The organism is Rhodococcus sp. 852002-51564_SCH6189132-a, from assembly GCF_001665495.1.
GTDB classification, from domain to species: Bacteria; Actinomycetota; Actinomycetes; order Mycobacteriales; family Mycobacteriaceae; genus Rhodococcus; species Rhodococcus pyridinivorans.
The window spans coordinates 57,451-83,007 of record NZ_LZMJ01000048.1 but is presented as its reverse complement, the minus strand read 5'-3'; the positions used below and the strand labels follow the sequence as shown (position 1 = coordinate 83,007).

Here is a 25,557-nt window from a genome sequence, read left to right as displayed (position 1 = left end):
TGCCGCGCCCTGATTCACCTCGCGCGCTCCTCGGAGGGGACGACGGCGCCCTGCGTCGCCGCGCGCAGACGATCGGCGAACACCGCGCAGGACCGCACGATCTCCGGGTCCGCGCGCATCCGGACGTCGGCGTCGAGGGTGGCGAGCGCGAGGACGAGCCACTGCCACGACTCGACGGCGAGGTGCACCTCGGTCCGGTCGTCACCCGTCGGCCGGATCTCGGCGTCCTGGTACTTCAGCGCGTCGGCGACGTGCGTGGCCGAGGCCGCCACGTCCAGGTGCACTGGTGTCCGCCCCTGCCGGAGTCCTTGCCGCAGGTATTCCGTGGCGGACCCGGCGGGAAGCGGGCGGGGTGCGAACCGGCGGCCGGTTCGGAGCAGGTCGCGCACACGATCGAGGCGGAAGACCCGCCAGTCCTCGCGGTCGACGTCCCATCCGAGGAGGTACCACCGCAGCAGGTGGTGGACCTGCCGGTACGGCTCGACCCGGCGCGAGGTCGGCGAGCCCTGCGCGTCGACGTAGTCGAAGGTGAGCGTGTCGCACCGCGCGACCGCCTCCGCCACGGTGCCGAGCAGCTCCGCCGACACGCTGGGCGCCTGCAGCGCACTCGTCTCCACCGTGCTGCGGACGGCCGCGACCCGCGGGCGCAACCGCGCGGGCAGGAACTGGTCGAGCTTGCCGTAGGCGCGGGTGGCAGCGTCGTCCAGTCCACCTTCGGCCGGCCCGGTCGCGGCGAGAGCGCCGAGCCCCAGCAGCACCGCGACGGCCTCGTCGTCGTCGAGTACCAGCGGCGGCATCGAGCGTCCCGACGCAAGACGGTAGAAACCGCCGGGCCCGGAACGGGTTTCGACGGGATATCCGTAGCCGCGCAGCCGGTCGACGTCGCGGCGGAGCGTCCGGCGGCTCACCTGCAGCCGCCGGGCCAGCTCGTCCCCGCCGATCGCGCGTCCGGTCTGCAGGATCGACAACAACGCGAGCATCCGCTCGGTGACGTCCGCCATGCCGTCATCCTCCCACCGGTTGCGGTCAGGATCCGGCCGCAACCGGTCGTAGCGTCGAATCCATGACCACCACCGTCACGACCACCGAGGCGGCAGTGCGAGGCCGCGCCATCACGATCCGTCGCGTCCGCACCCACAACCTGGCCGACGTCGATCTGACCGTTCCGCGCAACCGGCTCGTGGTGATCGTCGGGGTGTCCGGCTCCGGGAAGTCGTCGCTCGTCTTCGACACGATCGCCGCGGAGGCCGGCTACCAGCTCAACGAGACGTACCCGCCGTTCACGCGCAATCGGTTGCCGAAGTGGACACGACCCGACGTCGACCACATCGACGGTCTGACGCCGGTGATCGTCGTCGACCAGCGCCGCCTCGGCGGCAACGCCCGCTCGACGGTCGGCACCATCACCGACACCTGGACCTATCTGCGGCTGCTGTATTCCCGTGTGGGCACACCCGTCCTCGGGGAGTCGAACCGCTTCTCGTTCAACGACCCCACCGGGATGTGCCCGACCTGCTCCGGGCTCGGCGAGATCGTCGTCAGTGCCGTCGAGCGGTTCCTCGATCTCGACAGGTCCCTCGCCGAGGGCGCGATCCTGGTGCCCGGCTTCGGCAACGGTGGGTACTGGTACTCCCAGTACGCCGACATCGGTTCCTTCGACGCGGACACACCCCTGCGCGAGTGGAAGCCCGCCGAGCGGGAGGCACTGCTCTACGGCGGCGAGGCCGCAGCGGCGCTGGGCCACAAACCGCCGGACGGATACGAGGGCGTCGTCGAGAGGTTCGAGCGCATCCACCTGCACACCTCCGACAACCTCTCCGAACGCAAACAGGACGTCATCCGACGTTTCACCCGCGCCGAGACGTGCCCGGACTGCGCCGGAGAACGGCTGAACGCGGCCGCGCGGGCGGTCACCCTTCGCGGCCGCACGATCGGGGAGCTGTCCCGCCTCGAGATCATCGAGCTGCTCGAATTCGTGCGCACGATCGACGACTCGCGCGCCGCACCTGTGGTGTCCGCACTGGTGGGCCGTCTCGAGGCGATGGTGACGATCGGCCTCGGCTATCTCGCGCTCGCCCGGGCGACCACCACGCTCTCGGGCGGCGAATCGCAACGGATCAAGTTGGTCCGGCACCTCGGGTCGAGCCTGACGGAGATGACCTATGTCGTCGACGAACCAACGGTCGGTCTGCATCCCGCCGACGTGGAGACGATGATCGACCTCCTCGAACGGCTCCGCGACAGCGGCAACACCGTCCTCGTCGTCGAACACGACCCGAGCGTGATGGCCCGGGCCGACCAGGTGATCGAGATCGGTCCCGGTGCGGGCTCGTCCGGTGGTCGCCTCGTCTTCCAGGGCACTTTCGACCGGCTCCGAACGGCCGACACTCCCACCGGCCGATCGCTGCGGCGCGACATCGGCCGCGGTCACCCCGCCCGCGAGGCGACCGGTCGTCTCACGATCGCCGATGCGTGTCGCAACAACCTCCGCGACCTGACGGTGCGGATCCCCACCGGCGTGCTCACCGTGTTCACCGGGGTCGCTGGTTCGGGAAAGTCCAGTCTCGCAGCCGAACTCGTCGATCAGTACGACGCCACGGTGGTCGACCAGCGGCCGGTGAGCACCAATCGCCGCTCCACCCCGATCACCTACGCCGGCATCGCACCCACCCTGCGGCGGATGTTCGCCGAACACAACGGTGTGCCGGCGAGCCTGTTCAGCGCGAACTCGGCGGGTGCGTGCCCGACCTGCACGGGGGCCGGTGTCGTGTACATCGACCTCGCCTTCATGGACGGACGCGAGGTCGTCTGCGACACCTGCCACGGCCGCCGGTTCACCGCCGAGGTGCTCGGGCACACCGTGAACGGCCTGTCGATCGCCGATGTCGACGACCTCACCGTCGGTCGCGCCATCGAGGAACTGCCGCACGCGGAGATCGCGCACCGACTGAGTGCGCTCGCCGGGGTGGGCCTCGACTACCTCCGCCTCGGACAGTCGCTCGACACGCTCTCCGGTGGCGAGTGTCAACGGGTGAAGATCGCCAAGGAACTCGGACGAGCGAAGACGCCGACCCTCTACGTCCTCGACGAGCCGACCACCGGCCTGCACGCCGAGGACGTCGGCACCCTCCTGTGCGTCTTCGACGACCTCGTCGACCGAGGGCACACCGTCGTCGTCATCGAACACCACCTCGACGTGATCCGGCACGCCGACCACATCGTCGACCTCGGGCCGGGACCTGGACGGCACGGCGGAACCGTGCTGTACGAGGGGTCCGTCGACGAGTACACCGGCCGTCCGACCCCGACCTGCCGGGCCCTCGACGCAGCACGGTCGGCATGACGCACGGCGCTTTCCCGGCGCCCCGGCCACGCGTTTGGCGATGTCACAGGTACAGGCACTAATGTGTACGCAGTGAGCCTGGTCCTTTTGCCCGCAGTCGACGTCGTCAACGGTGAAGCAGTTCGCCTCGTTCAGGGAGAGGCGGGCAGCGAGACCGGCTACGGTTCGCCCCGCGACGCCGCCCTCGAATGGCAGAACGCCGGCGCCGAATGGGTGCACATGGTCGACCTCGACGCGGCGTTCGGTCGCGGCGACAACCGCGCCCTCCTCGCCGAGGTCATCGGCGAACTCGACGTGAAGGTCGAGCTGTCGGGCGGCATCCGCGACGACGAGACCCTCGCCGCCGCCCTCGCGACCGGCTGCGCCCGCGTCAACCTCGGCACCGCCGCGATCGAGAATCCCGAGTGGTGCTCGCGCGTCATCGGCGAGTTCGGCGACCGCATCGCCGTGGGCCTCGACGTCAAGCTCCTCGACGGCCAGTGGCGGCTGCGCGGCCGCGGCTGGGTCTCCGACGGCGGCGACCTGTGGGAGGTGCTCGAGCGCCTCGAACGCGACGGCTGCTCGCGCTACGTCGTCACCGACGTCACCAAGGACGGCACCCTCTCCGGCCCCAATCTCGACCTGCTCCGCGAGGTGTGCGCGGCCACCGAATCGCCGGTCGTCGCCTCCGGTGGCGTCTCGACCGTCGACGACCTGCGTGCCATCGCGACGCTCGTCGACGAGGGTGTCGAAGGTGCCATCATCGGAAAGGCGCTGTACGCGGGCCGATTCACGCTGACCGAGGCGCTCGACGCCGTCTCGCGCTGACCCATGGCCGATCCCGCAGACCTGAACCGGCTGCTCGCCGTCGCGAGCGGTGTACTCGACGAGGTCGCGGAACGATTCGTCGCCGGGCACGGTGCGCCGCGTTCCGTCGACAAGGGGCCGAACGACTTCGCGACCGACCTCGATCTCGAACTCGAGCGGCGGATCTCCGGTGCCCTCGCCGAGCGCACCGGTATCCCCGTGCACGGTGAGGAGTTCGGCGGCCCGTCCGCGGGGGAGGGCACCGTCTGGTTGCTCGACCCGATCGACGGCACCATCAACTACTCCGCCGGGCTGCCGATGGCCGGGATCCTCCTCGCTCTCGTCGAGGACGGCGAACCGGTCCTCGGCCTCACGTGGCTGCCGCTGACGAATCAGCGCTTCGCGGGAATCGCCGACGGGCCGCTGCTCGTGAACGGCGAGCCCACCGAACCGCTGCAACCGGCGCGGCTCGAGGACGTGATGATCGCGGTCGGCAGTTTCGACATCGACAGTCGCGGTCGGGTGCCCGGCACCCGGCGTCTCGCCGTCATCACCGAGCTGAGCCGGCGCGTCGCCCGGCTGCGGATGCACGGCTCCACCGGTGCCGACCTCGCGTTCACCGCGGGAGGCGCGATCGGCGGTGCCGTCGTGTTCGGCCACCACCCCTGGGACAACGCCGCTGGTGTCGCACTCGTGCGGGCCGCCGGTGGCATCGCCACCGACTTCGCGGGCCGGCCCTGGCGGATCGGGTCCGGATCGGTGGTCGCTGCAGCGCCCGGAGTGCACGGCGAGATACTGAAGATTGTGCAGTCGGCGACGGAACGGTCCGTGGCCGAGCAGTCGGGTTCCGAAGGAGATCGAACATGACACTGGCCGTGCGGGTCATCCCGTGCCTCGACGTGGACGCGGGGCGGGTGGTCAAGGGTGTCAACTTCGAGAACCTGCGCGATGCGGGTGACCCGGTCGAACTCGCCGCGCTCTACAACGAGCAGGGTGCCGACGAACTGACCTTCCTCGACGTCACCGCGTCGAGCGGCGACCGCGGCACCATGCTCGACGTCGTCACGCGCACCGCCGAGCAGGTGTTCATCCCGCTCACGGTCGGAGGCGGCGTCCGCACCGTCGAGGACGTCGACCGGCTGCTGCGTGCCGGCGCCGACAAGGTCTCGGTCAACACCGCGGCCATCGCCCGGCCCGAGGTGCTGCGCGAGATGTCCGAGCGCTTCGGCTCGCAGTGCATCGTGCTGTCGGTCGACGCGCGCACCGTGCCCGCCGGTCAGGAACCGACGCCGAGCGGCTGGGAGGTCACCACGCACGGCGGCCGCCGCGGTACGGGGATCGACGCGGTCGAGTGGGCCCGGCGCGGCGAGGAACTCGGCGTCGGCGAGATCCTGCTCAACTCGATGGACGCCGACGGCACGAAGAACGGATTCGACCTGAAGATGATCGAGGCCGTGCGCGGGGCCGTGCACGTGCCCGTCATAGCCTCCGGGGGCGCCGGAGCCGTCGAGCATTTCGCGCCCGCCGTGCAGGCCGGTGCCGACGCGGTGCTCGCCGCGAGCGTCTTCCACTTCCGGGAGCTGACGATCGGCGAGGTCAAGGACGCGATGCGTGCGGAAGGGATCACGGTTCGATGAGCAGCGACATCCTGAATCCGGCGATCGCCGCCCGGCTGAAGCGCAACGACGACGGTCTGTTCGCCGCCGTCGTGCAGGAGCGGGCCACCGGCGCCGTGCTGATGATGGCGTGGATGGACGACGAGGCGCTCGCCCGCACCCTCGCGACCCGCAAGGCCACCTACTACTCGCGGTCGCGGCAGCAGTACTGGGTCAAGGGCGAGACGTCCGGGCACACCCAGTACGTGCACGAGGTGCGTCTCGACTGCGACGGCGACACGGTGCTGCTCGTCGTCGACCAGGTCGGCGCCGCCTGCCACACCGGCACGCACACCTGCTTCGATACCGACGTCCTACTCGAGGCACCGCAGATCGCCGAGTAGCCGGTTGCCGAACTCCACCGGCAGGTCGTGCGGGCGCAGACGGAGTGCCCTGAGGCCGCGGTGCGCATCGTCGGTTTCTCGCAGGGCGCCGCTGTGGCCGGTGACGTCCTCGCGCACGCCTCCGACCGACCGGCCGATCTCTCCGGTCTGCTCATCGCCGATCCGCGGACGTCCGGGACCGGCGCGGAGGTCGTGGTGCCCGCCGCCCTGCCCGGTATCTCGCCGAGCGGGGCGCGAGCGGGCTTCGGGGACGTTCCGGTGGTCACCGTGTGCGCCGCCGGCGACGCCGTGTGCGACATGGTCGATCCGCTGTCGGATCCCACGGGCGCCGCGGGCCGCATCGAGGGCTATTGCGCTCTGCGCCAGCACTATTCGACGCCGGTGGTCGACGGTGTCCCGTTCGTCGATGCGATGGTTGCGCTCGTCGAGCATCCGCGGACGACGGAGGTCCGGATCGTACCGTGACGGACACGGCGCAGGACCGATCAGCGGGTCGTGCGACGGGCTGCAACAATGCCCGCATGCCTCTCATCCAGATCAGCCAGACGCCGGGCCTGTCCGACGAGCAGAAGGCCGAGGTGATCTCCGCAGTGACCCGCGCGTACGCCGAGGCCTCGGGCAAGAATCCGTCGTCGGTGTGGGTGACGATCACCGAGGTGCCCCGCGAGAACTGGGGCGTGGGCGGAACTCCGCTCGGCTGAACCGACTCGGTCCACCCGAGTCCGTCCTCGCGTACCCGTTTCTTATCCGATGAGACTAGTGTTCTCTGTATTGAGAGTGCTGTCTTCTGACGACGGGGTGAAGGGGCGTGCGGTCGCGACATCGAGCCCCGATGCGGACGAACTCTTCTGTGCCGCAAAGGCCTACATCGGGCAGTACGGCAGCGAGTTGGTGCAGGACTGCATCCGGATCCACGACGGGATCGGCGTGACCTACGAACACGCGCGGGAGGGTCGTCGAGCGGCGGCTCAGGCCTTGCCGATACCGCCGGCGATACCTTCGTCGATCTGCTCGACCAGGGCGGAGCCCAGGCGCGCGAGCGCGCGGACCTGGTTGTCGTCGAGGCCGTCGAACACGAGCCTGCGCACCGCCTTCACGTGGCTCGGTGCCGCTTCGACTACTGTGTCGTAGCCGGCATCGGTGAGCACTGCGTACGAACCGCGACTGCCCGGAACCGGTTCGCGTCGCACCCAGCCGCGCTTCTCGAGGCGGGTGACGACGTGCGAGAGCCGCGACAGCGACGCGTTGGCCTCGGCGGCGAGGGCGTTGAGACGGAGCCTGCGCTCGGGGTGCTCGGAGAGCAGCGCGAGGACGAAGTACTCGAAGTGCGTCATGTCGGAGTCGCGCTGCATCTGGGTGTCGAGCGCGGCCGGCAGTCGCGTGACGACGGAGACGAGCGCCCGCCAGGCGTTCTGCTGCGCCGGATCGAGCCACTGCGGGTCCTCGTTGCTCATGCCTGCTCCTCGCTCGTTCGGTTTCGCTGTCGCACCCGGTCGGGGAATGGGAATGGCCGCGCGACGGGTTCTCCTCTATGATACTTGAAGCTTCAACTTGAGGGGATGTCATGACCATCGATTCCGCGACCACGCCCGCCCTGTTCCTCAGTCACGGCGCCCCGCCGCTCGTCGACAGCGAACTGTGGGTCTCGCAGCTGCAGCGTTGGGCGGCCGACCTGCCGCGACCCACAGCGATCCTCGTGGTCTCGGCGCACTGGGAATCCGCTCCGCTGACCATCGGGTCGACGATCACCGGCACCCCGCTCGTGTACGACTTCGGCGGCTTCCCGCGCCGCTTCTACGAGGTGACCTACACCAGCCCCGGCGCGCCCGAACTGGCCCGGCAGGTCGCGGCACTGATGCCCGACGACGAACCGGTGGTGCAGCAGCCGAACCGAGGACTCGACCACGGTGCCTACGTACCGCTGACCGTCATGTACCCGGACGCCGACATCCCGGTGCTGCAGATCTCCCTGCCCACCCTCGACCCGGAACGGCTGTTGCACCTCGGCGCCCGGCTGCGTCCGCTGCGTGAGCAGGGCGTACTCATCATCGGGTCCGGGTTCACCACGCACGGTCTGCCCTTCCTGCGCGACCCGCGGCCCGAGGCCGCCGCGCCGGGCTGGTCGTCGGAGTTCGACCACTGGACCGCCGAGCAACTCGCGCGCGGCGACGTCGACGCTCTGCTGGACTTCCGGCACCGCGCACCGGGCATGCCCTACGCGCATCCGTCGGTCGAGCACTTCGCTCCGCTGTTCGTCACCCTCGGTGCCTCCGACGCCCCCGGCCACGGCATCGACCAGGTCGTCGACGGCTTCTGGATGGGCCTGGCCAAGCGCTCGTTCCAGGTCGCCTGACGGCGGCTGCAGAGCCGGACGAGGTCCCTGGGATGATGGGGCGCATGTCCGGCGAGCCCACCACCATTCCCGCAGCCACCACCGACTCCTCGGGTGGCGGCCGTTCCGATTCGACGACCACCCGCGAGCAGTTCCGCCAGCTGGCCGCCGAGCACCGCGTGGTCCCGGTGACCCGCAAGGTGCTCGCGGACGCGGAGACCCCGCTGTCGGCCTACCGCAAGCTCGCGGCCGACCGCCCCGGAACCTTCCTGCTCGAGTCGGCGGAGAACGGCCGGTCGTGGTCGCGGTGGTCGTTCATCGGCGCCGGGAGCCCGGCCGCGCTGACCGTCGTCGATGGCGACGCTGCCTGGTACGGCAACGTCCCGGCCGGCGCGCCCACGGGTGGCAACCCCGTCGACGTCCTCGGCGAGACCCTCCAGTTGCTCCACACCGACCGCATCCACGGACTGCCGCCCCTGACCAGCGGTATGGTCGGTTATCTCGGCTACGACGTCGTCCGCCATCTCGAGAAGCTGCCGACGCTCGCCGAGGACGATCTGCAGATCCCCGAAATGGTGATGCTGCTGGCCACCGACCTCGCGGCCGTCGACCACCACGAGGGCATGATCTGGCTCATCGCCAACGCCGTGAACTGGGACGGCTCCGACGAGCGCGTCGACGAAGCCTACGACGACGCCGTCGCCCGCCTCGACCGGATGACCGCGGCCCTCGCCGCGCCCGCACCGGCCACCGTCGCGACCTACTCGCGGCCCGAACCCGACTACCGCCGCCAGCGCACCACCGAGTCGTTCTGCACGGACGTCCGCAAACTGATCGGCGACATCGAGGCCGGTGAGGCCTTCCAGGTGGTGCTCTCGCAGCGCTTCGAGATCGACTGCGACGCAGAGCCGATCGACGTCTACCGGATGCTCCGCGCGTCCAACCCCAGCCCGTACATGTTTCTGCTCCACATCCCCGGCCCGGACGGTGAGACGGCCTTCTCGATCGTCGGATCGAGCCCGGAGGCGCTCGTGACGGTTTCGGACGGGGTGGCCACCACCCATCCCATCGCAGGGACCCGGTGGCGCGGCGCGAACGAGGAGGAGGACATCCTGCTCGAGAAGGACCTCGTCCACGACGAGAAGGAGAACGCCGAGCACCTCATGCTCGTCGATCTCGGCCGCAACGACCTCGGCCGGGTGTGCACGCCGGGCACCGTCGAGGTGCACGACTACCGCCACATCGAGCGGTACAGCCACGTGATGCACCTCGTCTCCACGGTCACCGGGCGACTCGCGGAGGGCAAACACGCCCTCGACGCCGTCACGGCGTGTTTCCCCGCCGGGACCCTGTCGGGGGCGCCGAAGGTGCGCGCGATGGAACTGATCGAGGAACTCGAACCCACCCGCCGCGGCATCTACGGCGGCATCGTCGGCTATCTCGATTTCGCGGGCGACGCCGACACCGCCATCGCGATCCGCTCCGCGCTCGTCAAGGACGGCGTCGCCTACGTGCAGGCGGGTGCCGGCATCGTCGCCGACTCCGATCCGGAGGCCGAGGACACCGAGGCCCGCAACAAGGCCATGTCCGCCCTCGCCGCAGTGGCCGCCGCGTCCACCCTCACCACCTACGGCGGTGACGCACGGTGACCGCGGAGACGCCGGACGCCGGCCCCACCACCGGACGCCGGCGCCGGCCGACCGTCATCGCCGCCCTGCTGCTCGGGGTCGGTGCGGCCCTGCTCTGGGCGTCGAGCCGGATGACGTGGGTCACCGCGGTCTCGTCCGACGGACTCGGGATCGACCGCGTCGACGACCTCGAGGGTGGCCGCTGGGCGGCGGCACTGACCCCGCTCGCTCTCGTGCTGCTCGCGGCGGTCGCCGCCGTCTTCGCGGTGCGCGGACTCGCGCTGCGTCTCGTCTCGCTCGTGGTCGCGGCCGTCGCCGTCGCCGCCGCGATCCCCGCCGTCCGGTTGCTCACCGGCGACGCAGACCCCGAGACCGCGGCCGGTGTGGCCGCGCTGCCCGACCGCGCGACCGTGACCGCCGTCGAGACCTATCCGTTGCCGGCCGTCCTTGCGATCGTCGGCGCCGTCGCGGCCCTCGCCGCGGCGGTGACGCTGTGGCGCACCCCGCGCGAGGCGGCCGGACTGTCGTCGAAGTACGACGCCCCGGCAGCACGTCGCGAGGCGGCCGCCCGGCGCGCCGAGAACGATGAACCCCTGTCCGAACGCGGTCTGTGGGACGCACTGGACGCAGGTGAGGATCCCACCGACGACGGTGGCGAGGGTGATACGGGCACCCGCCGGTGACCGCTGTAAACCACTTCACTACTCTTCTAGACAGATCCGATGAGCTTGATCACATCGGGATTGAGCAGGGTGGGAAAGGACTCGAGCCACGATGACAGTTCTCGATTCGATTCTCGAAGGAGTGCGAGCAGACGTCGCCGCCCGTGAGGCGGCCCTCGATCTCGCGTCCGTCAAGGCTGCCGCCGCAGCCGCGCCCCCACCGATCGACGCCAAGGCCGCGCTGCGCGAACCGGGCATCGCGGTCATCGCCGAAGTGAAGCGTGCCAGCCCCTCGAAGGGTGCTCTCGCCGACATCGCCGATCCCGCCGAACTCGCAGCAGCGTACGAGTCCGGAGGCGCTCGCGCCATCAGCGTTCTCACCGAGGAACGCCGATTCCACGGCAGCCTCGCCGACCTCGACGCCGTCCGTCGCGCTGTCCGTATTCCCGTACTGCGCAAGGATTTCGTGGTCGGTCCCTACCAGATCCACGAGGCGCGGGCACACGGCGCCGACATCGTGCTCCTCATCGTCGCGGCCCTCGAGCAGACCGTCCTGACGGCGCTGATCGACCGCGTCGAGTCGCTCGGCATGACCGCGCTGGTCGAGGCGCACACCGAGGAGGAGGCCGACCGTGCCCTCGAGGCCGGCGCCACCGTCATCGGCATCAACGCCCGCAACCTCAAGACCCTCGAGGTCGACAAGACGACCTTCTCGCGCATCGCGCCGGGCCTGCCCAGCAACGTGCTCAAGATCGCCGAATCCGGTGTCCGCGGCCCGGCCGATCTGCTCGCGTACGCGGGTGCCGGCGCCGACGCGGTGCTCGTCGGAGAGGGACTGGTGACCAGTGGGGATCCGCGCCAGGCAGTCGCCGAACTGGTGACGGTGGGCACGCATCCGTCGTGCCCCAAGCCCGCACGCTGACCGTCCCGGCCGGTCCGGACCCCCACGTGATCCGCATCGCGTGGTGGGGCAGACTGGACGCGTGACTGCAGACGATTCCGCACTTTCCGCCAAAGGCCGAGGGCTTCCCTCGATGAGCGAAGCCCTCGCCACTCCGACCGCGCACGAACCCGACGTCCGCGGCCATTTCGGAGTCTTCGGTGGCCGCTATGTGCCCGAGGCGCTCATGGCGGTGATCGAGGAGGTCACCGCTGCCTACGAGAAGGAACGCGTCGATCCGGGCTTCCTCGCGGAACTCGACCGCCTGCAGCGCGACTACACCGGCCGCCCGTCCCCGGTCTACGAGGCCACCCGCCTGAGCGAACACGCCGGCGGAGCGCGCATCTTCCTCAAGCGCGAGGATCTCAACCACACCGGCTCGCACAAGATCAACAACGTGCTCGGGCAGGTGCTGCTCGCCAAGCGCATGGGCAAGACCCGCGTGATCGCCGAGACCGGCGCCGGCCAGCACGGCGTCGCCACCGCCACCGCATGCGCGCTGCTCGGTCTCGAATGCCGCGTCTACATGGGCGAGGTCGACACCGAACGGCAGGCCCTCAACGTCGCGCGCATGCGTCTGCTCGGCTCCGAGGTCATCGCCGCCAAGACCGGCTCGCGCACCCTCAAGGACGCGATCAACGAGGCGATGCGCGACTGGGTCACCAACGCCGACAACACCTACTACTGCTTCGGCACCGCCGCCGGCCCGCACCCCTTCCCGGCGATGGTCCGCGACTTCCAGCGCATCATCGGCCTCGAGGCCCGCGCACAGATCCGCGAACTCACCGGTCGCCTGCCCGACGCCGTCGTCGCCTGCGTCGGCGGCGGATCGAACGCGATCGGCATCTTCCACCCGTTCATCGACGACCCGTCCGTCAAGCTCGTCGGCTGCGAGGCCGGGGGGGACGGGGTGGAGACCGGACGGCACGCCGCCACCATCGGCGGCGGCACTCACGGTGCCCTGCACGGCGCGTTCTCGTACCTGTTGCAGAACGAGGACGGCCAGACCATCGAATCGCATTCGATCTCCGCCGGTCTCGACTATCCCGGCGTCGGCCCCGAACACGCCTGGCTCGCCGACACCGGCCGGGCCGAGTACCGCGCCGTCACCGACAGTGAGGCCATGGAGGCCTTCGCGTTGCTGTGCCGCACCGAGGGCATCATCCCCGCTATCGAGTCGGCCCACGCCGTCGCCGGTGCCGTCGAGCTCGGCCCCGAACTCGGCAAGGGCGCCATCGTCCTGGTCAACCTCTCCGGCCGCGGGGACAAGGACGTCGACACCGCCGCCAAGTGGTTCGGTTACCTGCCGACCGACGAGTCCGCCGACCGGACCGGCCCCGAAGGAGCAGCCCAGTGAGCGCCCCGCACGAACGCCTGACCGAGATCTTCGCGACCTGCCGCGCCGAGAACCGCGCCGCACTGGTCGGTTACCTGCCGGTCGGCTATCCCACCGTCGAGCGCTCCGTCGAGGCGATGAAGACGCTCGTCGAGGGCGGCTGCGATCTCATCGAGGTCGGCATCCCCTACAGCGACCCGGTCATGGACGGCACCACCATCCAGAACGCGGCGTTCGAAGCGATCGCCAACGGCGTCCGGGTCCGCGACGTCTTCCCGGCCGTCGAGGCGATCACCGCCGCCGGCGGCGCCGCGGTCGTGATGACCTACTGGAACCTCGTGCTCAAGTACGGCGTCGAGAACTTCGCGCGCGACCTCGCGGCCGCGGGTGGACTCGGCATCATCACGCCCGACCTCGTCCCGGACGAGGCGGAAGAATGGATCGCCGCGGCCGACAAGTACGGACTCGGCAGGATCTTCCTGGTCGCACCGTCGTCGACCAACGAGCGCCTCGCGACCACCCTCGACAAGTGCCGCGGCTTCGTCTACGCCACCTCGACCATGGGTGTCACCGGCGCCCGCGACAGCGTCGACAACCGCGCGCCGGAGATCGTCGCCCGGGTGCGCACGCACTCCGACATCCCGGTCGGTGTCGGTCTCGGTGTGCGCAACGGTGCCCAGGCCGCGGAGATCGCGGGCTACGCCGACGGCGTGATCGTCGGTTCGGCGCTGGTCTCCGCCGTCGCCGAAGGGCCCGACGCGTTGCTCGCACTGACTCGGGATCTCGCGAAGGGCGTTCGCTCCGCTAACGTGCACTCGTGACATCCACTGCGTCTGTTCTGGCCTATCTGCCGAGTCCGCCGCAGGGCGTCTGGTATCTCGGACCGTTCGCCCTCCGCGCCTACGCCCTGTGCATCATCGTCGGGATCGTCGTGGCGATCTGGTGGGGCGACCGCCGCTGGGTCGCACGCGGCGGACAGGCCGGCACCGTCCTCGACATCGCCGTGTGGGCGGTGCCCTTCGGTCTGATCGGTGGGCGGCTCTACCACGTGGCCACCGACTGGCAGAAGTACTTCGGAGACGGCAACGACCCGGTCGACGCCCTGAAGATCTGGGAGGGCGGCCTCGGCATCTGGGGTGCGGTCGCTTTCGGTGCGCTCGGTGCGTGGATCGGGTGCCGTCGGCGGGGGATCCCGCTGCCGGCCTTCGGGGACGCCCTCGCCCCGGCGATCCTGCTGGCGCAGGCCATCGGACGCCTCGGCAACTGGTTCAACCAGGAACTCTACGGTCGCGAGACCACGGTGGCGTGGGGACTCGAGATCTACGAACGGCGCAACGACGCAGGGCAGGTCGCGCCCGGGCTGGTCGACGGCGTGTCCACCGGCGAGGTGGCCTTCGTCGTGCACCCGACCTTCCTCTACGAGCTGCTGTGGAACCTCGCCGTCGTGCTGCTGTTGGTGTTCGTCGACCGAAAGTTCACGATCGGTCACGGACGCCTGTTCGCCCTCTACGTCGCCGGGTACTGCGCGGGCCGGTTCTGGATCGAGCTGATGCGCACCGATGCGGCGACCCAGATCGCCGGTATCCGGATCAACTCGTTCACCTCGGGCATCGTATTCGTGCTCGCGGTCGCCTACTTCGTCCTCGCACGTAAGGGCCGCGAGGACCCTGCGACGCTGAATCCGGTCGCCGGGAACGCGGACGCAGAGCCGGCCGCACAGGACGAGGGCGGGGCGGCCGCAGACGAGGCCGCGCCCACTTCGGAGTCGGCGGATGCGGAGTCGGACAGCTCGTCGTCCGCCGCCGGTAGAGTCGACGAAGCGACGTCCGGAGACAGCAAAGGGGATCACTCGTGACCAGACAGGACCCGGAAGCTTCGGGAGCATCCGATTCGGAGCCTGCCAAGCCGGAGCCCGACAAGACGGAGCCTGCCCAGCCCGACCTGACGAAGCGGAGCGAGTCCGCCTCCGGCGCCGACACGCCGGAGCGGTCCTCGGAGAGCGAGCACACCCCGCCGCCCGATCTCGGACGCGCGTTCGACTACGACGCCACCGCGCAGGCCTCGTTGTCCGCTCAACCGCCCACACTCGACTCCCTCGGTGGCGCCACCGGCACTCCGGGACCGGGATGGGACACCTACTCGGGTGTCGGCAACGGACCGGGCTGGGGGACCACGCCCAGCTACCCGCCGCCGGCCGAGCACGAGTCCGACTATCCGTCCCCGGGCGACTACCCCTACGGCGAGCATCAGGGCCGGCCCGAGACCGGCACCGGACCGGTCTACGGGACACCCGACCCGCACTACCCGATCGGGTCCCCGCAGCAGGACCCGTCGCAGGGCCGGTACACCGGTCCGCAGGGAACGCAGCAGCCGGGTTACGGTCCGCCTCCGCAGGGCGGGCAGGGTTACGGTCCGCCTCCGCAGGGCGGGCAGGGTTACGGTCCGCCTCCGCAGAGCGGACAGGGATACGGTCCGCCGCCCGGCTACGGGGTGATGCCCGCCTACGGCTACCCCGACCCGTCGAACCCGTACGGTCACGACGCCGCAGCGCCCTTCGGACGCGATCCCTACACCGGCGAGCCGTACTCCGACAAGAGCAAGGTCACCGCAGGTGTGCTGGGGATCCTGCTCGGCGCCTTCGGTGCCGGACGCTTCTACCTCGACCAGCCGGGCACGGCGGTCGCGCAGATCGCCGTCACCTGGCTCACCTGCGGTATCGGGGGCATCTGGCCGCTGATCGACGGCATCCTCATGCTCACCGGCAAGGTCCGCGACAAGAACGGACGCCAGCTCCGTCCGTGACATCCCGACGACTCCGTCGCCTGTGACATCCCGACGACTCCGTCGCCTGTGACATCCCGACGACTCCGTCGCCTGTGACATCCCGACGTCTCCGTCCCATCGGCACCCCGGCGACACGCACCGGGGTGCTGGGATGGAGGGTCGCAGGCTCGGAGGCTAGGCTCGAAGCGTGACCCGACGCACCAAGATCGTTTGCACTATGGGGCCGGCCACCGCCGACCCCGATGTCCTGCGGAATCTCGTCGACGCCGGAATGGACGTCGCCCGCCTGAATTTCAGCCACGGTGAACACGCCGACCACGAGGGCCACTACAACCGGGTCCGCGCTGCGTCGGAGGCCTCCGGGCACGCCGTCGGTATCCTCGCCGATCTCCAGGGGCCGAAGATCCGGCTCGGACGATTCGCCGAGGACCGCACCGTGTGGGAACACGGTGAAGTGGTCCGCATCACCGTCGACGACGTGGTCGGAGACCACGACCGCGTCTCGACCACCTACAAGGAACTCGCTCAGGACGCCGTCGCCGGCGACCGGTTGCTCGTCGACGACGGCAAGGTCGGTCTCGTCGTCGAGGCGGTCGAGGGCAACGACGTCGTCTGCCGCGTCATCGAGGGCGGACCCGTCAGCAACAACAAGGGTGTCTCCCTGCCGGGGATGAACGTCTCCGTTCCGGCCATGTCGGAGAAGGACATCGAGGATCTCGAGTTCGCACTGCGCCTCGGTGTCGACTTCATCGCCCTGTCGTTCGTGCGGTCGCCGGCCGACGTCGAACTCGTTCACGAGGTCATGGACCGCGTCGGGCGGCACGTGCCGGTGATCGCCAAGCTCGAGAAGCCCGAGGCCGTCGAGAATCTCGAGGCCGTGGTCCTCGCCTTCGACGCGGTCATGGTGGCGCGCGGCGACCTCGGCGTCGAACTTCCGCTCGAGCAAGTACCGCTCGTGCAGAAGCGCGCGATCCAGATAGCACGTGAGAACGCCAAGCCCGTCATCGTCGCGACGCAGATGCTCGAATCGATGATCGAGAACTCGCGTCCCACTCGCGCCGAGGCCTCCGACGTGGCCAACGCCGTGCTCGACGGCACCGACGCCGTGATGCTCTCGGGTGAGACCTCCGTCGGCAAGTTCCCCGTCGAAACGGTCCGCACGATGGCGCGCATTATTGCCGCCGTCGAGTCGGATTCGACGGAAGTGCCTGCGCTGACGCACGTTCCGCGCACCAAGCGCGGTGTCATCTCGTACGCCGCCCGCGACATCGGCGAGCGTCTCGACGCCAAGGCGCTCGTCGCGTTCACCCAGTCGGGCGACACCGTGCGACGACTCGCGCGGTTGCACACCCCGCTACCGCTGCTCGCGTTCACGCCCGTCCCGCACATCCGCAACCAGCTGGCGCTGACGTGGGGCACCGAGACCTTCTCGGTCGAGCCGGTCGACACCACCGACCAGATGGTCGAACAGGTCGACGCGGCGTTGCTGTCGCTGGGCCGGTACCAGCGCGGCGACCTCGTGGTGATCGTCGCCGGAGCGCCTCCGGGACGCTCGGGTTCGACCAACCTCATCCACGTGCACCGGTTGGGTGAGAAAGACACCCGGTGACACTGTCGGACACAACGGATCTCGACGTTCTCCTCGGCCTCCTCGATCTGGAGCAGGTCGAGGAGAACGTCTTCCGTGGTGGTCATCCCGAGCAGGTCGGCAGCCGCACCTTCGGCGGTCAGCTCGTCGCGCAGGCGCTCATTGCGGCCGGACGCACCGTGGGTGATCGTCCTGTGCACGCGATCAACGCCCATTTCATCCGGGGCGGCGACGTCAAGCGGCCCATCGACTACCACGTCGTCACCCACCGGGACGGCCGCGACTTCGCGAACCGGATGGTCACCGCCTACCAGGACGACCAGGAACTGTTCGTCATGCTCGCCGCCTTCCAGCGGTGGGGCAAAGGCCTCGAACACTCGGTGACCGTTCCCGATGTTCCCCTGCCCGAAGCGCTTCCGCCGATCGGCGAACGCCTGCGCGGCTTCGAGGAGCAGTTGCCGCATTTCGTCGGCGCGCTCAAGCCGATCGACATGCGGTACGCCAACGACCCCGCCTGGGTGTTGCGGGGAACGGGGGAGAAGCTCGGCCACAACCGCGTGTGGATGCGCGCCGACGGGCAACTGCCCGACGATCCGCTGCTCCACGTCGCCACGCTGGCCTACGCGTCCGACACGACCGTCCTCGATTCGATCCTCACCACGCACGGCCTGTCGTGGGGACTCGACCGGATCGTGGCGGCGACGGTCAACCATTCGATCTGGTTCCACCGTCCGCTCCGCTTCGACGAATGGCACCTGTACGCCACGGAATCCCCGGTAGCGGCCGGTTCCCGTGGTATGGCGACGGGACGCTACTTCACCATCGAGGGCGAACTCGTCGCGACCGTCGTGCAGGAAGGGCTCATCCGTCACTTCCCGCCGCGTCGTCCGTCGGGGAGCTGATCGGCCGATCGGTCGAGGGCGGCCGACAGCGCGCGCATGCCCTCCACGATCCGCGCCAGGTTCTCGGATCCGGTCTCCTCGCACAGTGCCCGCGCGGCGTCGGCGTGAGCGGGGCCGATGGCACGGATCGCGTCGTGACCGGCCGGTGTCATCGCGACGAGCTTGGCGCGACGGTGCGCCGGATTGGGCCGGTACTCCGCCAGGCCCTTGTCGACGAGGAGATCGGCGATGCGCTGCACGCTCTGCCGGGTGATGCCCATCTCGCGGGCGATCGCGGACACCGGCAGCGGAGCGGAGGAGACCGCGCCGAGGACCTGCCACCAGGCCGCGGTCAGGCCCACCGGACGCGCCAGGGTCTCGGCCAGCGCGAAAAACTGGCCGTTGAGCCGGAAGGCCGTCAGTGCGGCCGCGCTGAGCAGTTCGGCCTCCGCCGGGTGCTGCTCGGCCGCGTTCTGCTCCGTCACGAGCCGGAGGACATGAGCTCGTAGTAGCCGCGCGGGTCGCGCTCGCCGTAGAGGGCGTACCAAGCGTCGAGGACGCGCGGTTCGTACATGTCGAGCCGGGTGAAGATCGCGCGGGCGAAGTCGACCGGGGCGATGCCGCTCGCGGTGATGAGATCGCCGTCCGTGACCGCGGGTTCGTCCCGGTACAGATCGGCGCCACCGTATCCGACGCTCTGCAGGAATTCTGGAGCGTTGCTCGTGTGCGGCCGCTCGTCGAGCAGGCCGGCAGCCGCGAGCGCTCCGGTCGCGCCACAGATCGCGGCCACCGGAACGCCGGCGTCGAGGAATTGCCGGGTCTTGTCGACGAACGGGGCGTAGGCGTCGGTCGGCCAGATGTCGTTGCCCGCGAGGATCAGCATCGCGCTGTCCTCCGGCGTGATGTCTGCGAGCACGGCGTCGGGAAGGATGCGGAGTCCGCCCTTGGTCGTGACCGGTTCCGTCGTGGCTCCGACGGTACGGACGCGGTACCGGCCGGGGCTGCGCTGCCATTCGGGATCTGCGATATGTGGCGTGACGTATCCGATCTCCCAGTCAGCCAGGGTGTCGTACACGGCGACGTGAACTGTTTCGGTCATGACAGTATGCTGACAAAACGACAGCCTACTGTCAATGGTGTCCCACTGCCGGTCGAGGATGATTTGCCGGGTGGTCCAGGCGGCGATTAGCCTTGATCAGGACCACGTCGTGGCGCCACTGTCGTCGAAGGTCGCACGCGACCTCATCGGAGGAGAACATGGGCAACACTCACGCGCAGACTGTGAGCACACGCGCTCGAAGCGCCGTGGCTCCTGCGTGTTGTCGTTGCCGCTGATCACCCCTGTCGGGGCTGCTCGCACTGCTCTCACGATTCCCTTAGGTCCGCTGTGACCGACGATCCGGCGGTGACCGGGAATTCCTCGCATCCGATGCGGTTCGAAAGGCACATCATGTCCGATTCGACAGTATTGCCCGTCATCGATCTGTCCGATCTCGACGGCGACGACACCACACGCAACGCCCTGCTCGATCGCCTCCGGGAGGCCACCCACGAGATCGGGTTCTTCCATCTCGCCGGTCACGGGATAGAGCCCGCGCTCGCCGACGGGCTCGTTGCGGCAGCACGCGAATTCTTCGCCCTCCCCGAGGCGGGCAAGCTCGCGATCGAGAACATCCGCTCGCCCCACTTCCGCGGCTACACCCGTGTCGGTGGCGAACGCACCCAGGGCTATGTCGACTGGCGCGAACAACTCGACATCGGCCCGGAACGCGATGCCGTCGCCGAGGTCGACCCCGACCGCCCCTGGGAGGTGCTGCACGGCCCCAATCTGTGGCCCGAGCAGGTCCCCCGACTACGCGAACTGGCCCTGCGGTGGATCGACGAGGCCGGCAACGTCGGACGCCGACTGCTCGGTGCATGGGCCGAATCCCTCGGTGCCCCCGCCGATCACTTCGAGGACGCCTTCGCCGATCCCGACCCGCTGCTGAAGATCGCGCGGTATCCCGGGCACGACCGCTCGGTCACCGATCAAGGGGTCGGCAGCCACAAGGACGTCGGCGCGCTGACGTTGCTGTATCCCGAACCCGGCAGCACCGGCTTCCAGGTCGAACGCGACGGACGTTGGGTCGACATCGACCCTCTCCCAGGGCATTTCATCGTCAACATCGGAGAACTTCTCGAGGTCGCCACCGGCGGTTACCTCCAGGCGACCGTCCATCGTGTGCTGCCGCCCCCGGCGGGCACCGACCGCGTGTCGCTGCCCTTCTTCCTCAATCCCGGTCTCGACCGCGAACTCCCGGCGGTGGAGTTGCCCGCAGATCTGGCCGCGGCCGCCCGCGGCGTCGGCCCCGACGCACACGGCGGCACGCTGCACGCCGTCTACGGCCTCAACGCACTCAAGTCCCGCCTGCGGGCACATCCGAACGTGGCGGAGCGTTTTCACGCGGATCTCCTCGCCCGCTTCGCCGCACCCCGATAATCGATCTGTCCGTCCCCGTATTTCCAACGTCCCCGTATTTCCAACGTCCCCGCATTCCCAACGGAAGGTATCCACCCGATGTCACTGCGTCGTATCGTCGTCGCGTCCGCCGCGCTCACCCTCGCTGCGGGTCTCGCGGCCTGCTCGTCGTCCGAAGGTGACGACACCACCCTCCGGATCTCGGCGTCGTCCACCCCGCACGTCGAGATCCTCGACCAGATCGTGAGCACCGGGGCGCTGGGCGACTACAAGCTCGACATCGTCGAGATCACCGGGGAGGTCGATCCCAACGAACTGCTCGAGGCCGGTGACGTCGACGCGAACTTCTTCCAGCACGAGCCCTACCTGACGGACTGGCAGAAGCAGAAGGGTATCGACGACCTCGTCGCCGTCGCCGACGTGCACCTCGAGCCCATCGGCCTCTACTCGAACAAGATCGCCTCGCTCGACGAGCTGAAGGACGGCGACACTGTCGCCGTGCCGCGCGACACCACCAACTACGCCCGCGCGCTGTACCTGCTCGAATCGGCCGGTCTGCTCGAGATGGACGTGCCCTTCGAGGAGGCCGACCTGTCGGTGGTCACCGAATCGAACATCACCGCCAACCCGAAGAACCTGAACCTCGTCGGCATCGAGCGTCCGCAGCTCGCCCGTCAGCTCGACGACGCGCAGATCACCGCCGCCGTGATCAACTCCAATTACGCGCTCGAAGCCGGCCTGAACCCGGCCGAGGACGCCATCGTCACCGAAGAGGTCGAGAACAACCCCTTCTCCAACCTGCTCGTCGTGCGGGCCGAGAACGAGAACGACCCAGCAGTGACCGCGCTGGCCGAGGCCCTCGAGTCGCCCGAGACGGCTGCCTGGATCGAGGAGACCTACTCCGGCGCCGTGCTGCCGGTCCACTCGACGAACTGATGATCGTCGTCGAGAACCTCGTCAAGACCTTCCCCGGAGCCGGGCGCTCCGGGGAGGTCGCGGCGTTGCGAGGGGTGTCGCTCGAGATCCCCGACGGCGAGATCTACGGCATCGTCGGCCCGTCCGGATCCGGCAAGTCCACCCTTCTGCGCTGTCTGAACCTGCTCGAGCGGCCTACCTCGGGACGGATCCTGCTCGGCGGGGACGACCTGTCGACCCTGTCCGGCGCGGAACTGCGAGCGGCGCGTCGCCGGATCGGGACGGTCTTCCAGCAGTTCAACCTACTGCACTCGCGCACCGTGATCCGGAACGTCGAATTCCCGCTCGAAGTGGCGGGGATCGACAAGGAACAGCGCCGCAAGCGGGCGCTCGAGCTGCTCGATCTCGTCGGCCTGGCCGGCAAGGGGGAGAGCTATCCCTCGCAGCTGTCCGGTGGACAGCAGCAGCGCGTGGGCATCGCCCGCGCACTCGCCGTCGAACCCGAGGTACTGCTGTGCGACGAGGCCACGAGCGCCCTGGACCCGGACACCACCGATCAGGTCCTCGATCTCGTCGCCGAGGTGAACAGACGACTGGGCGTCACGGTCGTGGTGATCACCCACGAACTCGGGGTGCTGCGCCGGATCTGCAGCTCGGCAGCTCGGCTCGCCGCCGGACAGGTGGTCGAGACGGGCCGGATCGTCGATCTCGTCGCCGATCCCGAGTCGGCGCTCGGGCATGCGCTCGTCCCGGTCGGCACCGACCCGTCGACGGGTTCGGGTGCCGACACGGCTCTGGTCACCGCGATCGGTGATGCCGCGCACGGACCGTGGCTCGCGGAGATGATCCGCGCGATCGACGCCGACATCGCTGTGGTCGGCGGCCGGGTCGAACAGGTCGGCAGCGTCACCGTGGGCCGGATGCGCCTTCGGTTCACGGCGGGTACCGATCGGGCACTCATCGAGGGGTTCGTGGCCGAACGCCCGTATCTGAGCCTGGCGTGGGGGACGGAAGCCGAATTGGAGGGACTCACGGAATGACGGTGCAGGCGCGATGAACAAACTGCAGTGGTACGACGCCTTCCCGGAGGTGTGGGAAGCCACCCTCGAGACGCTCTACATGGTTGCGGTGTCCTTCGTGCTCACCGTCGTCGGTGGTGTGCTGGTCGGAATCGTGTTGCAGTTGACGTCCCCGTCCGGACTGTGGCCGCGCAGGACGCTCAACACCGTCCTCGGCGTGATCGTCAACCTCTTCCGGTCGCTGCCCTTCCTCATCCTGCTGATCGCGCTGATCGGGTTCACCCGCTTCATCGTGGGTACCGCGATCGGGCCGACCGCGGCGATCGTGCCGTTGACCATCGGTGCCATCCCGTTCTTCGGCCGGATCGTCGAATCCGCTCTGCGGGAGGTGCCCCGGGGCCGGGTCGAGGCGGCCCAGGCGATGGGGGCCACCAACGGGCAGATCGTGCGCAAGGTGCTGCTGCCCGAAGCACTGTCCCCGCTGATCGCCGGTGCCACCCTCACCCTCGTGCTGCTGGTGGGATATTCGGCCATGGCCGGTGTCATCGGTGGTGGCGGTCTCGGCGACTTCGCGATCGTCTACGGCTACCAGCGGTTCAACACGCCGGTGCTGTTGCTCGCGGTGGTCGTCCTCATCGTGATGGTGCAGATCATGCAGTCGATCGGTGATCTCATGGTCCGCAGGCTCGCGCACCGGCGGTGACGCCCGAGAGCCGGGCGCACCACCGGTGCGTCCGGCTCAGCGGTCGAGCTTCGCGATCGCCTCGTCGACGAGCGGGACGTAGCGGTCGATCGACCACGGCACGGTGAGCGGATTGATCATCGACGATCCCGTGACGAACGGCTGTTCCTCCGGCGCGACGAGCGAGCCGCGCGCGATCGCCGGAATTTGCTGGTAGACGGCCTGCGATTCGATCTCCGCGCGGTTCGCCGGGTCGGAATAGAACGTGAAGATCAGATCCGAGTCCTTCAGCAGTCCGGCGTTCTCGAGCCCGATGACCGCCGAGTCGGTGCCCTCGGTCTCCTCGAGCGTCTCCGCGACCGGGTCGACCGTCAGCCCGAGTCCGCGGACCATCGCCACGCGCTGCTCGTCGGGCATGAACACGCCCAGCGTGCTGGGGCCGGTGTTGTAGATATACGAGAACGTCACCCCGGCGTATTCGGGATGCTCCGCCGCGGTGCGTTCGAAGGTGTCATCGATCCCCGTGATCAGATCCAGCGACTCGTCGTGCCTGCCGAGTGCGGTGCCGATGGTCTCGATCTGGTCCTGCCAGGTGATCGTCCAGGGCAGTTCGGGGTAGGCGACGGTCGGGGCGATCGCCGACAGCAGGTCGTACTGCTCCTGCGTGATGCCCGACCACGGCGCGAGGATGACGTCCGGGGCGAGTCGGGCGATCGCCTCGACGTCCACCTCGGCGCCACCGGTGAACTGCTCGGGCAGCGGCTCGCCGCGTTCGGTCAGTTCCTCGTGGATCCAGGGCAGATATCCGGTTTCGTCGCTGCCCCAGGGATATTCCTCCATCCCCACTGGGGTGACACCCAGTGCGATCGCCGTCTCGGCCGAACCCATCCCGAGCGTGACGACCCTTTCGGGCTGCGCGTCGATCTCGGCGGTGCCCAGTGCGTGCTCGATCGCGACGGGTTCGAAGTCGCCCGTCGGAGAACCGTTCGAGTTGTCGCCACTGCCGGACGAGCAGGCGGTGAGTGCGACGGCGGCGGCGAGCGCGACTACCGCGCGTGACCCGAGGCGGCGCGGGGACAGAAATTTCATGGATACCTCTCACTGATCGGACCGGTTCGAGAGGTGAGCCTAACCTTCTGAAGGGGATGACGGTTATCGGCAGATTTCCGGGCCGTCCGCAACTTCGTGATGTCCCACAAACAGATCACGAGACGGATGTCACATTTGATAGTATTCTGTTATCGAAACCGCTCACGTCCCGGGCGGGAAAGGGGACGGCCGCACTCGGCCACCGCGGGGGTTCGCTCATCACCGACGATTCGTCGACCGGGAACGATGAGTGGATGCGGGGGTACCGGATGCGTCGTTCCGGGGAGGAACGGAGATGCTCATGGTTGCATCCACGGATAAGAGGTCCGATTCGATGCCACGCTCGAACCGGCGGATTCTCGCGATCATCGCGCTCACGGGAATGCTCACGATCGGATTCCTGGCTGCGGTGTTCACCGCGTCGTATCTGATCGGTGCCGCATTCGCCATGCTCACCGGCGCATGCATCGTGCTGGCGCACCTGATGATCGCGCCCGCCTCGATCATCCACGACGACGAGACGGAGACGGCCATCCGTCCCGAGATCCGCGAGCGGTGGCATCCGCTCGGTAGCGAATCCTGAGCTCGTCCCGGCCCGCCGACGTCGCGGCGCCGCCGCGACACGCGGGTTCCCCGGACGGGCCGGTGTGCTCGGTTAGCATCTTGCCCGTGACCGACTCTCTGCGCATCCTCGTCTACAGCGACGATGCGACCGTGCGGCAACAGGTTCGTGATGCCCTCGGTGCCCGGCTGCACCCGGATCTGCCTCCACTCGACTACGTCGAGGTCGCGACACCGCCGGTCGTCGTCGAACGCATGCACGCCGGCGACATCGCCCTCGCCGTGCTCGACGGTGAGGCCGCCCCCGCGGGCGGCATGGGCCTCGCGAAACAACTCGAGGACGAACTCGACTCGTGCCCGCCGATCATCGTGTTGATCGCCCGGGCCGACGACGAATGGCTCGCCCGCTGGTCGGGCGCCGAGGTGGCGCTGCGTCATCCCGTCGACCCGATTCGGCTCGGCCGGCAGGTCCTCGCGCTGCTCACCCCTCGCTCCCGCCCCTCCTGACCCTTCCGACGCGCGACCGCCCGGCCGCGAACTCGTATGTGGGGCCG

27 protein-coding genes and 1 pseudogene are annotated in these 25,557 nt (G+C 69.1%); 23 read left to right on the top strand and 5 right to left on the bottom strand.

Annotated features, from left to right (window positions below):
* Positions 1 to 14: 14 nt before the first annotated feature.
* Entirely contained in the window at positions 15 to 1,001 is a 987-nt protein-coding gene (locus A5767_RS11710; protein WP_064852370.1) for a helix-turn-helix transcriptional regulator, read from the bottom strand.
* A 62-nt stretch (positions 1,002 to 1,063) separates the two neighbouring features.
* Here A5767_RS11710 and A5767_RS11705 point away from each other — a divergent pair, with 62 nt between their 5' ends.
* From A5767_RS11705 to A5767_RS11675, 7 genes and pseudogenes are all read left to right on the top strand, one after another.
* The gene (locus A5767_RS11705) at positions 1,064 to 3,343 is read left to right on the top strand and encodes an ATP-binding cassette domain-containing protein (RefSeq protein WP_019289705.1); all 2,280 of its coding nucleotides are present in this window, start codon (positions 1,064 to 1,066) and stop codon (positions 3,341 to 3,343) included.
* Between the two features lie 72 nt (positions 3,344 to 3,415).
* Positions 3,416 to 4,150 carry a bifunctional 1-(5-phosphoribosyl)-5-((5-phosphoribosylamino)methylideneamino)imidazole-4-carboxamide isomerase/phosphoribosylanthranilate isomerase PriA gene (gene priA / locus A5767_RS11700; protein WP_006554069.1) on the top strand — a complete coding sequence of 245 codons (735 nt, stop codon included), beginning with the start codon at positions 3,416 to 3,418 and terminating at the stop codon, positions 4,148 to 4,150.
* Positions 4,151 to 4,153: 3 nt separating this feature from the next.
* On the top strand, positions 4,154 to 4,996 hold the full coding sequence (locus A5767_RS11695; RefSeq protein WP_033097643.1) for an inositol monophosphatase family protein: 843 nt from the start codon (positions 4,154 to 4,156) through the stop codon (positions 4,994 to 4,996).
* Entirely contained in the window at positions 4,993 to 5,766 is a 774-nt protein-coding gene (hisF, locus tag A5767_RS11690) for an imidazole glycerol phosphate synthase subunit HisF (RefSeq protein WP_006554068.1), read from the top strand. Before A5767_RS11695 ends, hisF begins: the two co-directional genes overlap by 4 nt.
* Positions 5,763 to 6,128 carry a phosphoribosyl-AMP cyclohydrolase gene (gene hisI / locus A5767_RS11685; RefSeq protein ID WP_006554067.1) on the top strand — a complete coding sequence of 122 codons (366 nt, stop codon included), beginning with the start codon at positions 5,763 to 5,765 and terminating at the stop codon, positions 6,126 to 6,128. The genes hisF and hisI overlap by 4 nt, the downstream gene beginning before the upstream one ends.
* A 21-nt stretch (positions 6,129 to 6,149) precedes the next feature.
* Positions 6,150 to 6,593, top strand: a pseudogene (locus A5767_RS11680) (cutinase family protein); the annotation flags it as partial.
* Positions 6,594 to 6,649: 56 nt separating this feature from the next.
* The gene (locus A5767_RS11675; RefSeq protein ID WP_016935788.1) at positions 6,650 to 6,829 is read left to right on the top strand and encodes a tautomerase family protein; all 180 of its coding nucleotides are present in this window, start codon (positions 6,650 to 6,652) and stop codon (positions 6,827 to 6,829) included.
* A 267-nt stretch (positions 6,830 to 7,096) separates the two neighbouring features.
* Here A5767_RS11675 and A5767_RS11670 read toward each other — a convergent pair whose 3' ends face one another.
* A complete protein-coding gene (locus tag A5767_RS11670) occupies positions 7,097 to 7,582 on the bottom strand; it encodes a MarR family winged helix-turn-helix transcriptional regulator (protein WP_006554065.1) in 486 nt (161 codons plus the stop codon).
* A 110-nt stretch (positions 7,583 to 7,692) separates the two neighbouring features.
* Here A5767_RS11670 and A5767_RS11665 point away from each other — a divergent pair, with 110 nt between their 5' ends.
* The 10 genes from A5767_RS11665 to A5767_RS11620 all read left to right on the top strand — a co-directional run bounded on the left by A5767_RS11665 (position 7,693) and on the right by A5767_RS11620 (position 18,300).
* Positions 7,693 to 8,481, top strand: a complete 789-nt coding sequence (locus A5767_RS11665; protein ID WP_006554064.1) for a dioxygenase family protein — start codon at positions 7,693 to 7,695, stop codon at positions 8,479 to 8,481.
* Positions 8,482 to 8,525: 44 nt separating this feature from the next.
* The gene (locus A5767_RS11660; RefSeq protein WP_024101208.1) at positions 8,526 to 10,109 is read left to right on the top strand and encodes an anthranilate synthase component I; all 1,584 of its coding nucleotides are present in this window, start codon (positions 8,526 to 8,528) and stop codon (positions 10,107 to 10,109) included.
* A complete protein-coding gene (locus A5767_RS11655; RefSeq protein WP_006554062.1) occupies positions 10,106 to 10,771 on the top strand; it encodes a TIGR02234 family membrane protein in 666 nt (221 codons plus the stop codon). The genes A5767_RS11660 and A5767_RS11655 overlap by 4 nt, the downstream gene beginning before the upstream one ends.
* Positions 10,772 to 10,862: 91 nt before the next feature.
* Positions 10,863 to 11,672, top strand: a complete 810-nt coding sequence (trpC, locus tag A5767_RS11650; protein ID WP_016696041.1) for an indole-3-glycerol phosphate synthase TrpC — start codon at positions 10,863 to 10,865, stop codon at positions 11,670 to 11,672.
* A gap of 112 nt (positions 11,673 to 11,784) precedes the next feature.
* The gene (gene trpB, locus A5767_RS11645; RefSeq protein ID WP_006554060.1) at positions 11,785 to 13,047 is read left to right on the top strand and encodes a tryptophan synthase subunit beta; all 1,263 of its coding nucleotides are present in this window, start codon (positions 11,785 to 11,787) and stop codon (positions 13,045 to 13,047) included.
* On the top strand, positions 13,044 to 13,847 hold the full coding sequence (gene trpA, locus A5767_RS11640; protein ID WP_006554059.1) for a tryptophan synthase subunit alpha: 804 nt from the start codon (positions 13,044 to 13,046) through the stop codon (positions 13,845 to 13,847). Before trpB ends, trpA begins: the two co-directional genes overlap by 4 nt.
* Positions 13,844 to 14,881, top strand: coding sequence for a prolipoprotein diacylglyceryl transferase (gene lgt, locus A5767_RS11635; protein ID WP_039585217.1), 1,038 nt, complete (start codon positions 13,844 to 13,846; stop codon positions 14,879 to 14,881). Before trpA ends, lgt begins: the two co-directional genes overlap by 4 nt.
* Complete coding sequence (locus A5767_RS11630) at positions 14,878 to 15,828, top strand: TM2 domain-containing protein (RefSeq protein WP_039585218.1); 951 nt, start codon at positions 14,878 to 14,880, stop codon at positions 15,826 to 15,828. Before lgt ends, A5767_RS11630 begins: the two co-directional genes overlap by 4 nt.
* A gap of 169 nt (positions 15,829 to 15,997) precedes the next feature.
* Positions 15,998 to 17,419 (top strand): pyruvate kinase, encoded by a 1,422-nt coding sequence (gene pyk / locus A5767_RS11625; protein ID WP_006554056.1) that lies wholly within the window; start codon positions 15,998 to 16,000, stop codon positions 17,417 to 17,419.
* On the top strand, positions 17,416 to 18,300 hold the full coding sequence (locus A5767_RS11620) for an acyl-CoA thioesterase II (RefSeq protein ID WP_006554055.1): 885 nt from the start codon (positions 17,416 to 17,418) through the stop codon (positions 18,298 to 18,300). Before pyk ends, A5767_RS11620 begins: the two co-directional genes overlap by 4 nt.
* On the opposite strand, the gene A5767_RS11615 is transcribed toward A5767_RS11620, so the two are convergent.
* The gene (locus tag A5767_RS11615) at positions 18,267 to 18,764 is read right to left on the bottom strand and encodes a MarR family winged helix-turn-helix transcriptional regulator (RefSeq protein ID WP_006554054.1); all 498 of its coding nucleotides are present in this window, start codon (positions 18,762 to 18,764) and stop codon (positions 18,267 to 18,269) included. The two genes, A5767_RS11620 and A5767_RS11615, sit on opposite strands and share 34 nt — an antisense overlap.
* A complete protein-coding gene (locus tag A5767_RS11610; RefSeq protein ID WP_019289699.1) occupies positions 18,761 to 19,378 on the bottom strand; it encodes a DJ-1/PfpI family protein in 618 nt (205 codons plus the stop codon). The genes A5767_RS11615 and A5767_RS11610 overlap by 4 nt, the downstream gene beginning before the upstream one ends.
* A gap of 351 nt (positions 19,379 to 19,729) precedes the next feature.
* Between A5767_RS11610 and A5767_RS11605 the strand changes: the two genes are divergently transcribed.
* The 4 genes from A5767_RS11605 (at position 19,730) to A5767_RS11590 (ending at position 23,374) form a co-directional block, all read left to right on the top strand.
* Complete coding sequence (locus tag A5767_RS11605) at positions 19,730 to 20,758, top strand: isopenicillin N synthase family dioxygenase (RefSeq protein WP_033097695.1); 1,029 nt, start codon at positions 19,730 to 19,732, stop codon at positions 20,756 to 20,758.
* A 78-nt stretch (positions 20,759 to 20,836) separates the two neighbouring features.
* A complete protein-coding gene (locus A5767_RS11600) occupies positions 20,837 to 21,673 on the top strand; it encodes a MetQ/NlpA family ABC transporter substrate-binding protein (protein ID WP_064852368.1) in 837 nt (278 codons plus the stop codon).
* Complete coding sequence (locus A5767_RS11595) at positions 21,673 to 22,692, top strand: methionine ABC transporter ATP-binding protein (RefSeq protein WP_006554050.1); 1,020 nt, start codon at positions 21,673 to 21,675, stop codon at positions 22,690 to 22,692. The genes A5767_RS11600 and A5767_RS11595 overlap by 1 nt, the downstream gene beginning before the upstream one ends.
* 13 nt (positions 22,693 to 22,705) lie before the next feature.
* Positions 22,706 to 23,374: a methionine ABC transporter permease gene (locus A5767_RS11590; protein WP_006554049.1), complete on the top strand. Its 669-nt coding sequence runs from the start codon at positions 22,706 to 22,708 to the stop codon at positions 23,372 to 23,374.
* Positions 23,375 to 23,410: 36 nt separating this feature from the next.
* Here A5767_RS11590 and A5767_RS11585 read toward each other — a convergent pair whose 3' ends face one another.
* Complete coding sequence (locus A5767_RS11585) at positions 23,411 to 24,442, bottom strand: iron-siderophore ABC transporter substrate-binding protein (protein ID WP_006554048.1); 1,032 nt, start codon at positions 24,440 to 24,442, stop codon at positions 23,411 to 23,413.
* 334 nt (positions 24,443 to 24,776) lie between these two features.
* Between A5767_RS11585 and A5767_RS11580 the strand changes: the two genes are divergently transcribed.
* Together A5767_RS11580 and A5767_RS11575 are read left to right on the top strand one after the other, a co-directional pair.
* The gene (locus A5767_RS11580; RefSeq protein ID WP_230810512.1) at positions 24,777 to 25,025 is read left to right on the top strand and encodes a hypothetical protein; all 249 of its coding nucleotides are present in this window, start codon (positions 24,777 to 24,779) and stop codon (positions 25,023 to 25,025) included.
* 80 nt (positions 25,026 to 25,105) lie between these two features.
* Positions 25,106 to 25,510, top strand: a complete 405-nt coding sequence (locus tag A5767_RS11575) for a response regulator transcription factor (RefSeq protein ID WP_082937676.1) — start codon at positions 25,106 to 25,108, stop codon at positions 25,508 to 25,510.
* Positions 25,511 to 25,557: the final 47 nt, after the last annotated feature.